The 16,226-nt window shown below is 38.0% G+C and carries 16 protein-coding genes; 4 read left to right on the forward strand and 12 right to left on the reverse strand.

The features are described 5' to 3' along the window. Positions 1 to 4: 4 nt before the first annotated feature. The 6 genes from EPJ89_RS00120 to citD form a co-directional block, all read right to left on the reverse strand. Positions 5 to 274 (reverse strand): OadG family transporter subunit, encoded by a 270-nt coding sequence (locus tag EPJ89_RS00120; RefSeq protein WP_200548687.1) that lies wholly within the window; start codon positions 272 to 274, stop codon positions 5 to 7. Continuing rightward, entirely contained in the window at positions 271 to 1,668 is a 1,398-nt protein-coding gene (locus EPJ89_RS00125; RefSeq protein ID WP_200542383.1) for a pyruvate carboxylase subunit B, read from the reverse strand. The genes EPJ89_RS00120 and EPJ89_RS00125 overlap by 4 nt, the downstream gene beginning before the upstream one ends. Before the next feature lie 72 nt (positions 1,669 to 1,740). Further along, the gene (locus EPJ89_RS00130; RefSeq protein WP_161636530.1) at positions 1,741 to 3,039 is read right to left on the reverse strand and encodes a 2-hydroxycarboxylate transporter family protein; all 1,299 of its coding nucleotides are present in this window, start codon (positions 3,037 to 3,039) and stop codon (positions 1,741 to 1,743) included. 9 nt (positions 3,040 to 3,048) lie between these two features. Next, positions 3,049 to 4,596, reverse strand: coding sequence for a citrate lyase subunit alpha (gene citF, locus EPJ89_RS00135; RefSeq protein ID WP_161636531.1), 1,548 nt, complete (start codon positions 4,594 to 4,596; stop codon positions 3,049 to 3,051). Beyond that, entirely contained in the window at positions 4,593 to 5,486 is an 894-nt protein-coding gene (locus tag EPJ89_RS00140) for an aldolase/citrate lyase family protein (protein WP_161636532.1), read from the reverse strand. Before EPJ89_RS00140 ends, citF begins: the two co-directional genes overlap by 4 nt. Continuing rightward, positions 5,483 to 5,779, reverse strand: a complete 297-nt coding sequence (gene citD, locus EPJ89_RS00145) for a citrate lyase acyl carrier protein (protein WP_125164586.1) — start codon at positions 5,777 to 5,779, stop codon at positions 5,483 to 5,485. Before citD ends, EPJ89_RS00140 begins: the two co-directional genes overlap by 4 nt. A gap of 180 nt (positions 5,780 to 5,959) precedes the next feature. On the opposite strand from citD, the gene citC reads away from it, so the two are divergent. The 4 genes from citC to EPJ89_RS00165 all read left to right on the forward strand — a co-directional run bounded on the left by citC (position 5,960) and on the right by EPJ89_RS00165 (position 9,083). Further along, positions 5,960 to 6,982, forward strand: coding sequence for a [citrate (pro-3S)-lyase] ligase (gene citC / locus EPJ89_RS00150; protein ID WP_161636533.1), 1,023 nt, complete (start codon positions 5,960 to 5,962; stop codon positions 6,980 to 6,982). Beyond that, positions 6,983 to 7,471, forward strand: a complete 489-nt coding sequence (gene citX, locus EPJ89_RS00155) for a citrate lyase holo-[acyl-carrier protein] synthase (protein WP_161636534.1) — start codon at positions 6,983 to 6,985, stop codon at positions 7,469 to 7,471. A gap of 93 nt (positions 7,472 to 7,564) precedes the next feature. Beyond that, complete coding sequence (locus EPJ89_RS00160; RefSeq protein ID WP_161636535.1) at positions 7,565 to 8,551, forward strand: biotin--[acetyl-CoA-carboxylase] ligase; 987 nt, start codon at positions 7,565 to 7,567, stop codon at positions 8,549 to 8,551. After that, complete coding sequence (locus EPJ89_RS00165) at positions 8,541 to 9,083, forward strand: biotin transporter BioY (protein ID WP_161636536.1); 543 nt, start codon at positions 8,541 to 8,543, stop codon at positions 9,081 to 9,083. Before EPJ89_RS00160 ends, EPJ89_RS00165 begins: the two co-directional genes overlap by 11 nt. On the opposite strand, the gene EPJ89_RS00170 is transcribed toward EPJ89_RS00165, so the two are convergent. The 6 genes from EPJ89_RS00170 to EPJ89_RS00195 all read right to left on the reverse strand — a co-directional run bounded on the left by EPJ89_RS00170 (position 9,080) and on the right by EPJ89_RS00195 (position 16,096). Next, on the reverse strand, positions 9,080 to 9,892 hold the full coding sequence (locus EPJ89_RS00170) for a triphosphoribosyl-dephospho-CoA synthase (protein ID WP_161636537.1): 813 nt from the start codon (positions 9,890 to 9,892) through the stop codon (positions 9,080 to 9,082). The genes EPJ89_RS00165 and EPJ89_RS00170 overlap by 4 nt on opposite strands. Next, positions 9,879 to 10,583, reverse strand: a complete 705-nt coding sequence (locus tag EPJ89_RS00175; protein WP_161636538.1) for a GntR family transcriptional regulator — start codon at positions 10,581 to 10,583, stop codon at positions 9,879 to 9,881. The genes EPJ89_RS00170 and EPJ89_RS00175 overlap by 14 nt, the downstream gene beginning before the upstream one ends. A gap of 296 nt (positions 10,584 to 10,879) precedes the next feature. Then, a complete protein-coding gene (locus tag EPJ89_RS00180; protein ID WP_161636539.1) occupies positions 10,880 to 11,875 on the reverse strand; it encodes a D-2-hydroxyacid dehydrogenase in 996 nt (331 codons plus the stop codon). Between the two features lie 21 nt (positions 11,876 to 11,896). Next, positions 11,897 to 12,943: a PTS transporter subunit IIC gene (locus tag EPJ89_RS00185; RefSeq protein ID WP_161636540.1), complete on the reverse strand. Its 1,047-nt coding sequence runs from the start codon at positions 12,941 to 12,943 to the stop codon at positions 11,897 to 11,899. 331 nt (positions 12,944 to 13,274) lie between these two features. Beyond that, positions 13,275 to 15,077: a DNA helicase RecQ gene (recQ, locus tag EPJ89_RS00190; RefSeq protein WP_200548689.1), complete on the reverse strand. Its 1,803-nt coding sequence runs from the start codon at positions 15,075 to 15,077 to the stop codon at positions 13,275 to 13,277. Positions 15,078 to 15,094: 17 nt separating this feature from the next. Continuing rightward, the gene (locus tag EPJ89_RS00195) at positions 15,095 to 16,096 is read right to left on the reverse strand and encodes a tRNA dihydrouridine synthase (RefSeq protein ID WP_237558259.1); all 1,002 of its coding nucleotides are present in this window, start codon (positions 16,094 to 16,096) and stop codon (positions 15,095 to 15,097) included. Positions 16,097 to 16,226 lie beyond the last annotated feature (130 nt).

Raw genomic sequence — 16,226 nt, forward strand, 5'->3', positions numbered from 1 at the left:
CCTTCTACTTAACTCTCTTAATTGATTTAATACGAATATTTTGAGCTTCATTTCTTTGAGCTAAACAACTTACGACCAGTTTCGCAACCAGACGGTGTTCTTCATCGTTCTCGTCGACGCCATGTTGTATTGGCGCTTCCGGTTTATCAAATTTTGATAAAACTGCCGTAAAGCCTTGAAGTACAAGCGCTAAGAGTAAAAGAATTACAAATACGACAAGCATCGAAAATAAACTCACGGTTAATCCATCTAAAAATGTAAAGGTTGGAATCATATTGTTTCCCCTCCATCAAACATCTTAAACTCGATAACATCAGGACGTGCTATCGGTTCTTCACCTTCTAAAATAGCATTTTGCGGGAAAAGAATATAGGATAATACTTCCTCTTCCAATGCTTCCCGTCCTAATTTCGCTTCAAGTTCGACTTTATTTGCTTCAAAGACACTTGGCATGGATTCCACAGGTTGCTTTTCAACACGTTTTTCATCCTTCAAAATAAGATTGATTACATCTTCATTAACTGGTCCTGGGAATGTGCCATAAAGTCCCATTGCATAGTCTTTAATCTCCTTAGGTACCATTTTATAACGTGTTCCTGTTAATACATTTAATACCGCTTGTGTCCCTACCATTTGTGAAAGTGGTGTTACTAACGGTGGGTAGCCCAAATCTTCACGAACCTTTGGAATTTCTTTAAGAACCTCTTCGTAACGATCGGATGCTCCTTGATCTTTTAACTGACTCATCAAATTACTGAGCATTCCGCCCGGTACTTGATAGGTTAAAATATTGGGATTAATCATTAATGCTTTCGCAGGATATTGACCACTTGCAATGTATTTAGTTGCAAGTTCATTTGCTTCTTCGTATGCGCCTTGTAAGGCTGTGTGTGTAATTGTTGTTTCACGATTTGTAACATGTGCTGTTTCAAGCAATGTTTCCAATGCGATATGGGATGTCCCATTTGAAAACGGTGAGATACAACCATCCACAATATCGACGCCTGCCTTCATCGCTTGTTCAAAAACAAGACTTGATAGACCGGTGGTTGCATGTGAATGAAGGTTAATTGGAACATTAAGTTCATCTTTTAAACGTTTTACAAGTTCAAAGGTAACGTCCGGTAATAAAATCCCTGCCATATCTTTGATACAAATAGAATCAGCTCCAGCATCTACCAATTGTTTTGCATATGTAACATAATAATCAATATTATGAACGGGACTTACCGTATAAGAAATTGCACCTTGACAGTGCCCACCATGTTTTTTAATAAAGTAAATTGCATTCTTAACATTTTCGATATCATTCAAAGCATCAAATACACGAATGATATCAATACCATTTTCAAGACTTAAACGAATAAAGCGTTCTAAAGTATCGTTATCATAATGGTGATATCCTACAATGTTTTGACCTCGTAACAACATTGAAAACGGTGTATTGGGTGCAACACGTTTCATATCTCTTAAATTTTGCCATGGACTGCGTTTAAAGAAACGAAGCGCACCATCAAATGTGGCCCCACCCCAAACTTCAAGTGCATTCAAACCAACTTTGTCCATCTCGGCTAAAATTTTAAGGATGTCTTCATGTTCCATACGGGTTGCAAGTAACGATTGATTTCCATCACGTACCGTTACATCATTAATTTTAATTGTTTGCATAGATCTCCTTTCTGAACTATTGCATTACGGAATGAAAGAGAGACTTTATAGCCTCTCTCTTTCCATCATTCATTACATAAAGATTGAGAATAATATGGATCCAATGATGAGCACGATCGCCCCACCCAGACGGGAGGATAATTGTGCGTAAGCCATAAGACCCATACGGTCTCCAGCTCCAAGAACAGCAAGGTCACCAGAACCTCCACGGTTTGCCATACATAAACCAGCTGTAATCGCTGCATCAATTGGGTAGAATCCTACAAACCAACCAACGATTGCGGAACCAAGTGTTGCACCTACAACAATTGCAAGAGCAAGAATGACATTACTGAATGATAATGCAGCTGCAAGTTCTCCAAGGTCTAAATCAACACCAACTCCAACCATGATAATTAATACAAGGTATTTTGAGAAGAATGATTGAAGACGTTTTGCACCTTCACGAATATTTTGAGGAACAACACCTGTTGCAGCTAAGATAACCACAAAGATAATCATGTAAGCAAGGTTATGAATCTTAACCCCAAAGATACTTGGTAAGATTAGTTTACTCATTAAGAATCCAAAACCAAAGCAAGCAAGACCTAATACAAGCCCAGCAGCAACATCTTGAAGTGTTGGATCATATTTTTCATCTTCTTTAACAAGTTCTTCAGATTCATTACGTAAGATTGTATTCTTGTTTCCGGTTAAATTAGGACGTAATTCACCAAGACGGTCAAGTAATGATGCCATCATGATTGCAAAGATATTTGCGACTGTAAGAATAATGATTGCGAATTGGTAGTAGTTTTCACTTGGAAGACCCGTAACATCCGCATACATTTGTGATAGTGGAACTGCTCCACCACCATTACCACCACCCATTACAGGTAGAACGTAGTTTAAGATAATATCTTGTGGTGCTTTACCAAATAGAAGTCCCACAACAGCTGCAAGTAAGAATGCGCCTAACAGACCTCCAAGGATTGCAGGAATGTACCCTACAAAACTCTTAAGTAAAACTTTACGATCAAGTGATAAAACACTACCAGTAATTAATACAATAATAAATAAGTTTAAGAAGTTTACTTTTTCTGTAAAGTTTCCAATTGATTCGACATATACTTCTGGAAGAATGTTGAAGTATACCATTGCGGATGTTCCCAAGAACGCAAGAACAATTCCTCCCCCAACATATTTATTCCAAATTGGGATACGTTTTCCAATTTCATAAAGTGGAATACCGATTGTAAACATAACTAATAGTGTTGCTGGCATATCGGTTCCGAAGGTTTCTGTAAAAATTCCAAGTGCACCGATTGCAAGGATTGCTAGCATAATTGGCCATTGAATCCCGTAAAACTTAAGTTGTTTTTTCTCTGACATAATGTCCCCCTAGATGTTTTTTACTTGACGAATCACGTCAATAAGTGTTCCATCGCGATATTCTACTAATGCTACGACTTTATCCTCAAACTCAATGTCTGCAGGTTCCCCTACAATGTCGTAAGCCATATCACGCAACGCTTCAATTGTAACTAATGGTAAATCTGTTTTCTTTAGTGCTTCAAGAATATCAGGTCTTGCTGGATTAACCGCAACCCCATAATCGGTAACAAGAATATCAACACTTTCTCCTGGTGTTGTTACGGATGTTACAGATGTACGTACAGTCGCCAAACGACCACGAACTAATGGTGAAACAATAATACAGCACTTCGCACCTGCTGATGTATCAACATGGCCACCTGGTGCTCCTTGAATGGTTCCATCGGAACCAACAACAACGTTAACATTGAAATCAACGTCAATTTCAAGTGCTCCTAGAATTACATAATCTAATTTATTAACATATGCACCTTTATTTAAAGGGTTTGCATATTCTGAAGTTGAAATTTCAAAATGATTTGGTGTTTCATGCACTGATTCAACACTTGCGATATCAAAATCTTGTGTATCTGCAATTGCATGAATATAACCTTCTTTAAGCATATCAACCATTGGTTTAACGATACCACCTAAAGCAAAACTCATTTTAATATCTTGTTCTTGCATCGGTTGTTTTAAGAATTGTGTTACCGCTAAACTTGCACCACCAGCTCCAGTTTGGAAGGAGAAGCCGTCTTTAAACCATGGCGTGTTTACAACACATTTGGTTGCATATTCTGCAATCATTAATTCACGTGGATCTTGTGTCATACGAATTGCATTTCCTGCAATTTTTGATGAGTCTCCAACTTTATCAACCTCAACAACATAATCTACATCAATTCCTTTAATTGAATATGGATTATTTGGGTAAGGTACAAGCGTATCTGTAATCACGACAACTTTATCAGCATAACGTGCATCCACATCAGAGTAGCTAAGAACACCACAATCTGCTTTTCCACCTTTACCCGAAGCGTTTCCGTATACATCACTTGTTGGTGCCCCAATAAAGGCAACATCAATTTTAACTTGTCCGGTTTCAATAGCGCGAACGCGACCACCATGTGAACGAATTAATGCTGGATTTTTAAGTTTTCCGGCAGAAATTGCATCCCCAATTTCATCACGAACACCTGAAGATGAAATGGTTGTAATCGTACCATCTTCAATTAATGGAACAATTGAAGCATGTGCTTTCCCTAAAGAAGAAGCGCAAAGATAGAGATCCTTAATTCCCATATCTTTAATTACTTCAAAGACCATTGCCGCAATGTAATCACCATTTCTAAAGTGGTGATGGAATGAAATGCACATACCATCTTTAAGCCCTACTTTTTCAATGGCTTCACGAATGGAAGCTAAAACTTTTGAATCATGTGGGTTTACTTGAGCTTTAATGGTTGGTGCAGCTTTTGTATACTCATAATTATCACGATAATATTGACCTTGGAAGGCTTCAACACCATCTACTAGAAATTCATCAGGAATTATACGATTTACTTTGTTTTTCATATTAAATCCCCCTTATATACGCCTGCTGCTTGTGCGAGTTCAAGGGTACGTTTCGCCCCTTCAACATGGGCAACGTCAACCATTTGTCCATCAACAATAAGAACTCCAATACCTTTGGCAGCACTTTCCTTAACACCTTCTACAATATGTAGAGCATGTTCAATTTCTTTTTGTGTTGGTGTAAAGACTTTATGGATTGTTGCAATTTGTCTTGGTGAGATAATTGACTTCCCATCAAATCCCATGTCTTTAACCAATCGTGTTTCTTTCTCAAGACTCTCAAAATCACTTAAATCTGTATGAACCGTGTCAAATGCCATGATTCCCGCTGCACGTGCCGCAATCACAAGCATTGATCGAGCCATGAAAAGTTCTTCCCCAGTTTTTGTACGTGTAGCGCGCATTGTACGGGTAAAGTCTCCAGCACTTAATGCAACCCCCATCATACGTGGGCTCGCTGTACAAATTTCATAAGCGTTGATCACTCCAAGTGGTGATTCAATGGCTGCCATTAACATTGTTGATCCCACTTCACGACCAAATTCTTTTTCTGCTTCCGCCATTAAGCGTTCCACATCATAGATTTCTTCTTTCGTTTCGGTCATCGGTAAACGAATCCCTTCACATCCTCCAGCAATTGCTGCACGAATATCTTCATGATAATACGGCGTTGTTGCAGGATTAATACGAACCCAACGTTCCACACCATGATAATCTACTGATTTTAATGTATGGTAGAGTTGAACACGTGCTGAATCTTTTTCACTTTCCGATACCGCATCTTCTAAGTCTAAAATGACACAATCTGGCTTGTAAACATAAACATCCTTCACAAGTGAAGCACGTTGTGCATTTAAGAACATCATCGTACGTCTAATTCTATTTTTCATAATTTAGACCCCCAAGGTAGGTTCTCTACTGTATCGCTTGCACGAAGAACAGCAGTTTGTACGCGTGCTTTGATTGTACAATCTAAAGCACCTTGATCTTGAACGACAATTTTCGCATCCTTGACTTCCAATGTGTCTAAGACTTCATGAACCGTTTCAAGAATCTGAGCGCCATATTGTTTAATGACACTACTGTTTAATTCTACAGAGACTCCATCTGTAGAAGGTTCCACCATAACTTGTACATCACTTGATTCCAATGTACCAGCTATTGCGCTGTGTTTTATTTCCATCTCTTCTCCTTCCTCCTATATCACAAACATCACACTTGTAACATAGGTTCCTGTACTTAATTAATACCATATGGCAAACGCTTACATCAAGGGTTCAGGTCCTTAAAGAACATTCAAAAAACACTTATGAAACAATTCTTTGGTATGCTATTATTGAATTGTGAAGAAAAGGAGATTATTATGATAAAAAAACTCTATATTAAATCCAATCCACGGGTAAAGGAAGAATGGTTAAACCTTTTAATGCAAGAGGGCATCCGAGAAGAGTCTACATTAGAAGAGACATACGGATATTATAATGATGCGGATGAATTGATTGCGACCGCATCACGTTATCAAAATGTCATTAAATGTGTTGCTGTTGACGCCACCCATCAAGGGGGTTCCTTGTTTAATGAAATTATTTCTCATGTCATGAACCAAAATGTTCAGGAAGGTTATTTTAAACATTATGTTTACACAAAACCTGGGTGTAAGAAAGGGTTTGAGTATTTGGGATTCCATGAAATTGAATCGGTAGATCATACCTTAGTTTTTATGGAAAAAGCCATCACCGGATTTGATGCTTTTATTAAAAATCTTGAATCAATAAACCAAAACAAACCCAACACGGCTGCGATCGTGATGAATGCAAACCCATTCACTCTGGGCCATCAATTTCTCGTAGAAAAAGCTGCTTCAGAAAGTTCCTTTGTTTATGTATTTGTTTTAAGTGAAGAAATGAGTGCTTTTAAAGCAGCCCAACGCATTGAACTTGTACGTCAAGGAACATCTCACCTTGATAATGTAAAAGTGCTGCCTACTGAGAATTATATGGTTTCCAGTGCAACCTTCCCCTCTTATTTCTTGAAAGAAGATGATGATGTAACCTTTGTGCAAGCACGCCTTGATGCACGTGTATTTGCCCATCACATTGCTCCAGCCCTAAACATTACGAAGCGCTATGTTGGCTCCGAGCCCTTCTCAAATGCCACAAACCTCTATAATGAAGCGTTGCAAGCAGAGTTTAAGGGAAAACTTGATTTAGAGATCATCGATCGCATCGGAAATGATGAGAGTATTATTTCCGCAACCAAAGTACGATCACTGCTTGCAGAAGGAAACCTTGAAGCGGTTCAAAAATTTGTACCTAAAACAACTTACGCCTTCTTTGAAAGCGACGAAGGAAAACAGGTAATCGCCTCCTTAAAAGGAGCGCTGTGAATGAATGAGGTTTCGTTAGAAGCAATGCTGACAGCGCGCGAAAAACGCGCTCAAACCATCCAAGCGTTGAAACAACAATTCCCAAATCAAACCATAATTAGTTTTAAACTCAATATTCCTGGTCCCATAAAATCAACGCCCGATTACCAATGGGCATTCAGACAAGGTCTCATTGAACTCGACCAGATTGCAACGTGTTATGAGTGCCAACTTAATAATCATACCGGACCTGAAGCGTATTATATGAGTCATCTTGGACCCGATTCAGTCAAGAAAAGCATGGTTATGATTGAGGATACACATCCTCTTGGTCGTCTTTTTGATCTTGATGTTGATGGTAAAAGTCGTAAAGATCTTGGACTTCAACCGCGAAAATGTCTTATTTGCGATGATGACGCGCATGCTTGCAGTCGCAGTCGCAAACATACGTTAGAAACGGTAGTCGAAACGATAAACTTGCGCATTAAACATGCAATGAAGAACCAATAAACACTGAAAAAACACCCTATTGTAAACTCTTGGTCTTTTAAAGTTTACAATAGGGTGTTTTTATGTTAATCTTCAATCGCAAAGGAGGATTCTATGAAAACCAAAACAGTCCTTGATTTACTCATTGAAAACCAACATTCATTTATAAGCGGTGAACAGATTGGTGACATGCTGCATATGACGCGTGCTAACGTATGGAAAGAAGTAGATAAGTTACGAAAAAAAGGCTATACCATTCATTCAGTTCGTAATAAAGGGTATCAATATGTTCATAATGCCAACAATTTATCCAGCGCTGCAATCCGTACACATTTAAATCACAGTTTTATTAGAGACATTCACTGTTACGACAGTACCCCTTCCACAAACGCACTTGCAAAAGAAATGATTCCCGAAGGTTTTAAAGAACCGTTTCTAATCGCAACCGACCATCAAAGCGAAGGACGGGGACGTCGGGGACGCTCTTTTTATTCTCCATCCAAAAACGGTATCTACATGAGTCTGGCTTTTGTACCGACATTGACCCTTGAAGATACTCAACTAATCACGATAATTGCAGCACTTGCGGTTAAAGAAGCATTAAGTACGCTTTACCATCTTCACGTTGATATTAAATGGCTTAACGATATCTACGTGCATGGAAAAAAACTTGCAGGAATACTCACCGAGGGTGAAATCATCCTCGAAAGCAATCAATACCGTTATTTAATTCTTGGCATTGGCCTAAATGTATTCCATGACCCAAACCTTCCTGCGGACCTTAATGAGATTTATACATCACTCGATCAATACGTCAACACAGACATTGATCGCAATAAACTCATTGCAACCATCACGGACTGTTTTTTTAGCCTCTACGCTGATTTCCCTCAAAATCGTCAAACCATCATCGACGACTATCGTGCATCATGTTTTATCATCAATCATTATATTTATATCAATCAAGACCTCTCTGAGCGTTTTTGGGTCAAGGATATTGATGAAAAAGGACAACTTATTGTTTGTGACGAATCCCAAAATATCCGCACCTTAAACTCAGGAGAAGTAAGTATTCAAGGAGAAACATATTATGAACGTTAAAGATCTTGCACTCTCATCCCTATTTTCTGTATTTATTATCATTGGATCGATGATTAAAGTTCCAATTCCATATGTACCCTTTACATTGCAAGTCCTTGCGATTTGCCTAAGCGCCTTGTTATTAACACGTAAACAAGCCGTCATGGCGGTTTTAATTTATATTATGATGGGGCTCATTGGATTACCCGTATTTGCAGGGGGAATGTCTGGCCCAAATATCGTGATGTCACCAACATTTGGATTTATTCTAGGATTTATTCCAATGGTCTATGTGATTAACACCCTCTACCATAAATTGCCTAAGAATCGTCGTTTTATCGCCTTCGTATCTGGAGAAATCATTCTTTATACTTTGGCTCTTCCAATTCTTTATTTTAATCTTAAAACGTATCACGGTATTACATTACCCATATCAAAATTATTTATTTCATATTGTTTAATGTTTGTTCCTACCGATGTTTTATCCATGACACTCAGTGTATTCATTACATCCCGTATGCCTGAACACATAAAAAACAAAAAGGATGCCTAATCAGCATCCTTTAATCTTTGGTCTCGATACATTTGAATAAAAATACTTAGTGCAAGCAAATCAGCCGTTCCACCAGGGCTTAAATTCCGTTCGATAAATGCATGATTCATCTGTATTAGGTGCGCATCTAAATCGATATAATCGCAATGTGCCAAGAATTTACCGTACTCCAACCCTTCAATCCCCCCACGCTTTACCATATTCGTATCATTATTGGATCGCATTAAGGCCAGGAGGGCTTTCTTTCGAGCAACCCCTTGATCATCTTCAGAATCTAAAATTGGTAGTGCAACTTCAAACACATGCGGAATGCCCATCTCTACCTCACCACGAATGCCGGTAAAGCCATAATCTCGAAACATCCGTTCTCCATGCGTCCTAAATGATGTAAGCGAGGATAATTCAGCTTCCACAAGACCTGCCGTCATGGCTTGAATTCCTTCACGAAGTGTCTTTAAATCAGGTGTTTTGAGATAAGCAATGGCAGCAATGACCACGCCATAGAGAAAATTAGCGCCTTTGTGCGTATTGACATTTGAGGTTGCATCAAACATTGCTCTCTCATTTTCAATACCAACCTTTCGAATCACATTGAACAGTTCTGGAAGCGAACCTTGATGCTGCAATCCTGCATCAAAATACGCTTCAAAGCCAGGAACGAGTGCAAAACAACTCTCTATAAACATATTATAATCCATATCGTCATGTGATCCTGAATCTAGAGGATCCACCAACCCTGGTTTCGGATACAAACTGACTTCTAAAATTAATGACTTTAACGCAAGTAAGACAATTTTATTTTTTTTCATATTGTAATTGACGGTCCATTTCTAAGAGAATAAAATCTCGAGATTCTAAGAGATGTTCCGTAATCACCATTTGAACTTGTTCAACATCATTGTTTTTTAAACATCTAAAAATAAGGCGGTGCTCATGCAGCGCTTTAGCACGGCGACTATCTGCTTTTAATGAAATATCTCGGAAACGAATGATATAATCTCGAAGACGATTTTGAATCGTCTCCAATCGAGGCATTTCCGCAAATCGGTAAATCATCGTGTTAAACTCTTTCGACATCTCAATAACCTTTTCCACGTCACCAACCGCTTGTGCAGCTTCTGTTTCAGTCAGCAATGCTTCCATAACCGCTTCACGTTCTGGTGTCATAAGACGCATCGCATTTGTGGTTGCTAAGATATCTAAAGCAGTACGTATCTGGTAAATCTCGTAAACATCCTCATGGGTAAAGGTTGTAACCACAATACCGTAATTTGGCACATATTGAACAATTTCTTCATTTTGAATGCGGTGCAGCGCTTCCCGAATTGGTGTACGACTTACATTCAACGCTTGTGCGTAATGCTTCTCATTAATCCGTTCCCCCATTGGAATCACTCCATGAATGATTGCAGATCGCAATCCTTCATAAATGATCTGATTTAAGGGAAGATTCTGATTTAAATCAATCATACCAATGACATCACTCATATAATCTCTCATCATTACCTCCTTCTATTCAAATCGCTATTTAAGTCCATTATATGAAGAAAGAACTCAAATGTATACATTATAAACACTTAAAAAACACTATGAAATCCGTGTGCAATTCGTGTGTCTTATGACCGAAGATTCAATTCATTTTTATTATACCCTAAGATTTTAGACCAAAAAGTGAAAAATTCGTATATATTCATGATATCTTTAGGATTTAGATGTATATTGATCTCTAACAAACAAAAAAAACACCTAAGATTCAGGTGTTTATTTGTTTATCTAAGTGATAATAGATAAAATTTTTAGTTAACACGGTTTGCAGTTGTGCCTGTTTCGAGAATTTCAAGCACAGATGTTAAAGCAAATTCCATAATATTACGCACAGAAACATCTGTATAGTGAGCAATATGTGGTGTGAATAAGATTTTTTCGTGATTCAAGACTTCTAAGAATAGTTCATCTTCGATTGTTTGATTTGAGAAATCTTTCGGAATAAATGGACTTTCATTTTCGTAAGTGTCCAATGCAGCACCTGCAAGGTGTCCTTGGTCAAGCGCTTCAATAAGTGCTTTGGTATCTACAACTGATCCGCGAGCAGCATTAATGAAGTATGCATTTGGTTTAAATTTACGGAACATTTCCGCATTAAATTGATGATGGTTGTCTTTTGTTGCAGGAACATGAAGGCTCACAACATCTGACATTGAAACAAGTTCTTCTACTGAATCAACATAAGTAACAAATTGTTTTGCTTCATCATTTTGATATACATCAAAAGCAACAACACGTGCACCAAAAGCGCTGAATAATTCTGCTGATTTACGGCCAATATGACCTGTACCAACAACCCCTACCGTCATTTCTTTTAGAAGACCAGCACGGATTTGTGGTTGCCAACGGAAATCGTGTTGACGTGTTTTTTCCTCAATCACGCGAAGTTTACGAATTAAGCTTAATGCTGAAGTCACACTAAATTCCGCAATGGACTCTGGTGAATAACTCGGAACGTTTGTAATGATTAAGCCATTCTCTGTCGCTAAATCAAGATCATAGTAATCAAAACCTGCACTACGTTGTGCAATTTGTTTAATTCCGTATCCTTTAAGAATTGAATACATTTCTGGCTCTAATGCAGTATTTTGGCTTGTTGAGAGACCATCAAACCCTTCAACCATATGGATGTTATCCATTGATAATTGACCTTCTGCCATGGTTACTTCAACGTTGTTACGTTTAGCCCAATCAAGTGTGAGTTCGCGTTCTTCTTCACGAACATTAAAGACGATAAATTTATACATTATGTTTACTCCTTCTCTTAACTATTTGCTTGAATTAAATGTAAAGATTTCATTTTTGTAAAGATCCATTTTTGTAAAGATCGTATGGGTAACCATAGCAATCCCTAATGGAACAACAAGATATTGCACAAGTAAGATAACAATACGTACAACAGGTGTTGCTGTCATAAAGCTATAAGCATTAATTGGACCCGCAAGTCCTGTAATACCAAAGCCAGCGGATGCTGTTGTACCTTGAATTTGGAAAATATAAGCAACAACACCGGTTACTGCCGCATTAATAGCAATTGGTAAAGACATAATCGGATTTTTTAAATAGTTAGGCATAAGCATCTTTGGACCTGCAAAGAAGAGTGCAAATGTTGTCCCTTTGTTATTTACTTTTGATGAACCATAAGCAAGTGTAAATACTGTTGCTGCGATTCCTACGTTTGCTGCACCGGAACCAAGACCAGCTAGTGAAATTGCATATGCAATTGCAACTGTTGAAAGTGGTGTCACAATAATTAACGCGAAACATACTGCAATTAAGATCATCATTAAGAGTGGTTGTAACGTTGTAAAGTTTGCAATTAATGATCCTAATAAACCTGTGATCTTACCCACGTAAGGTAATGTTAATAAACCAATAAATCCAGGAATCACCCCACCAAGAATTGGTGTAATAACGATTGCAAGATTTGGAATACGGTTGTTATACCAACGAATGATCATGATTGCAACTGCAACTGTAATCATCGTATTGATTAAATCACCCGTACCTTTTAATACCCATGCACCTTCAACAAGACGTGCAGCACCACTACCAATAAAGGCAGCTCCAATAACTGAAGCCATTTGTAGACCATTTAGTTTAAATTCAAGAGATGAGAACATCCCTACTAAAACAGGAACTGTAAATTGGATTGCAAATACAATCCCCGCAAGTGTTGCAAATACTGCAAAGTGGCTTCCGAGAGCCTTAAAGATTTCTCCAAAAATTGCATTTGGAATCAATCCAACAACGATCCCCATCGCTGCTCCTTGTAAAATCTTATTCATAAAATCTTTGGAATTCATTTTCTCCATAATTTCCCCTTCTAAGTTGTGAATCAACTAACAACTAGTGTAAAGTGATATTATCATGCAGTAAAATGACTGTCAATCGGCTCTCTACACATTCTTAATTTTATATATTCTAATCAAATTTCGTCATTTTTAAACAAAAGGACCAAAAAGCCACTCTTTAGTTAATCAAACGATTACTTTTTCGATTCTGCGGTTATATTTCCCCGTTTTTCTTTGCTTTGAACCGACGTCGTTTGTGAATTAATTCGTTTAATGTACAACTTTTATCGTTAAATCGTTAACTTTAGATTTGCAGAGGATATAAAAAAAACTCATCGTAAGACGACGAGTTTTAAATATATTCATGAATGCATTCTAAGAATTGCGTTCCATAAAGTTCCAATTTTTTCTTCCCAACACCTTTTACAGATAGAAATTGTTCTGGATTTCGCGGCATTAAACTGCACATATCAATTAACGAAACATCTGAAAAAATAACAAACGGTGGTACGCCGCGTTGATCTGCCAATTTTTTACGAATTGATTTAAGTGCTTGAAGCAATTCGGTATCCACTTCATGAATTGTTGACCGCGCCTCAATGTGTTGATTATCTTTCGGTAGACGAATGCTTAAGACGTTTCGTTCCATTAAAAACAACTTTCCTTTGGCCGTAATTTTTAGGATGTTATATTGATCCGTAAGTCGTTGGACATAACCGACATCAATTAATCCTTGAATGATCATTTCAAGCTGTGCTTTTGAATGCGCCCGCATAATTCCATAAGTGCTGAGTTTGTCCAATTCTAAATCCATGATCCGTTTTATTTTTGATCCTCTTAAGACATCAATGACTAAGCTTGAGCCATAACGTTCATCCATCCGTAGAATACACGACATAATTTTCTGCGCCTCAATGGTCACATCAACTTGCTTATAATGGTTTAAGCAGTTAAAGCATTGGTTACATTCCATGGGTGCTGGTTCATCAAAATAGGTCATGAGTTTATAACGAAGACATTGGGTTGTTTTACTGTAGTCGACCATTTGTGACAAGCGTTCATTGGCACGTTTTTTGATTACTGTAAGATATTCGAGATCTTCGTGACTTTCATCGAGTTGTTCGATAAAAAATTGATTTGTACGAATATCTTTACCATTATAAAGCAAAATACATGTGGCAGGTTGCCCATCTCGTCCTGCACGGCCGGCTTCCTGGTAATAGCCTTCCAATTCTTTCGGCATATTATGATGAATCACAAAACGAACATTAGACTTATCAATACCCATACCAAAAGCATTAGTTGCGACCATCACTTGAATATTTTCTTGAATAAACGCATCTTGGTTTTGAATACGGATTGCACTGTCCATCCCTCCATGATATCCGAGTGCCGAAATATCATGACTTCTTAAAAGTTGCGTAACAGTTTCAACTTCATTGCGCGTTTGACAGTAAACAATCCCAGAATCCGTGGTTTTTTTACATATATCGAGAATAAACTTCTTTTTATCCGCATCGCTTAATTCTCGTGTTTGAAAGAATAAATTTGGGCGATCAAAAGACTGAATGGTTTCAAGGGGTTTTGAGAGTTTGAGGTTAATCTTAATTTCTTCGCGTACGCGTTCGGTTGCAGTTGCGGTAAAAGCCGTGACAACAGGCCGTGGATGGATCATTTCGATAAATTTTGGAATGTCGAGATATTGCGGTCTAAAATCATTGCCCCATTGTGAAACACAGTGTGCCTCATCAATCGAAACTTGAGAAATTGTAATCATTTGAGCTAATGCACGAAATCGTTGTGTTAATAATTGTTCCGGTGCGACGTAAATGAGTTTGTAATGATGTGCCCACGCACGTTCATAAACCAATTGTTTTTGATGGTCATTTAAAGAACTGTTAATGTAGGCAGATGGAATCCCCATCAGATTTAGAGCATTCACTTGATCTTTCATCAGTGAAATTAATGGTGATACAACAATAGTAATTCCTTCCAACATTACTGCCGGCACTTGATAACACAAAGACTTGCCGCCACCAGTAGGCATTAATGCTAATACATCTTGACCACTTAAAATAGCCTCAATAATGGCTTCTTGGCCACTTCGGAAAGCATCAAACCCAAAATAATCTTTTAAAACATGGTATGTGTTCATGATGCCTCCTCTTTACCTTAAACTGAAAGCAGTACCTCACGATGTTCTTTTTCAAATGCATCTAAGATTACACGTGCCTCATCTGTCGTTTTGGTATCCATTAATGCAGTTCTTAAATCATTTGCACCCTTAAATTCTCGAATATAGATCTTAAAGAAGCGGTGTAAGGGTTTTGATAAACCAGGTTCTTGTGCTGAATAAAGATCGTATTGATCAAGATGATAACGGAAAAGATCAAGAAGTTCTTTCGCACTATGATCTTGTGGTTCTTTTTCAAAAGCAAATGGATTATGAAAAATACCCCGTCCAATCATCACGCCATCGACACCGTACTGATCTGCAAGGTCTTTACCCATTTGATAATCCATAATATCACCATTAATTGTAATTAAGGTGTCCGGAGCAATCGCATCACGTAGTTTTAAAATTTCAGGAATCAGCTCCCAGTGAGCATCAACCTTGCTCATTTCCGTCTTTGTTCGAAGATGAATCGACAAATTCGCAATATCTTGACGTAAGACATGTGCAATCCATGTTTTATACTCTTGAACATCGCGATGTCCTAATCGTGTTTTCACACTTACTGGAAGACCGCCTGCCTTTGCGGCTTGGATAATTTCAGAGGCTACATCCGGTCGTAAAATCAAACCCGAACCTCGACCATGTTTAAAAACATTGGGTGCAGGACAGCCCATATTGATGTCGATCCCTTGAAATCCCATTTCTGCCAATCCAAAACTCATATCACGAAAATAATCAGGGTTATCACCCCAAATATGTGCAACAATTGGCTGTTCATCCTCAGTGAAAAGCAAACGACCGCGTAGACTTTCACGGCCTTTCGCATGGAAATAACTCTCACTATTCGTAAATTCCGTGAAATAAACATCGGGTTGTGCTGCTTTTGCTACAACATGACGAAATACCACATCCGTAACATCTTCCATCGGTGCTAGTATAAAAAAAGGTTTTGGTAATGTCTTCCAAAAATTATGTGTCATGATTTTTCCTCGCTTCATATCTTACTCATTTTTTTAAAGCCTTTGTGACTTATTGTCCCATTTTTTTATCATTTTTTCAACACATATAAATCGTCGCTTCCCATAAAAAAAGACCTAAGCGTCGCTTAGGTCTTAAAATATTTCAATT

Origin of the sequence: Erysipelothrix sp. strain 2 (EsS2-6-Brazil) (assembly GCF_016617625.1) — a bacterium.
Classification (GTDB): Bacteria; Bacillota_I; Bacilli_A; order Erysipelotrichales; family Erysipelotrichaceae; genus Erysipelothrix; species Erysipelothrix piscisicarius.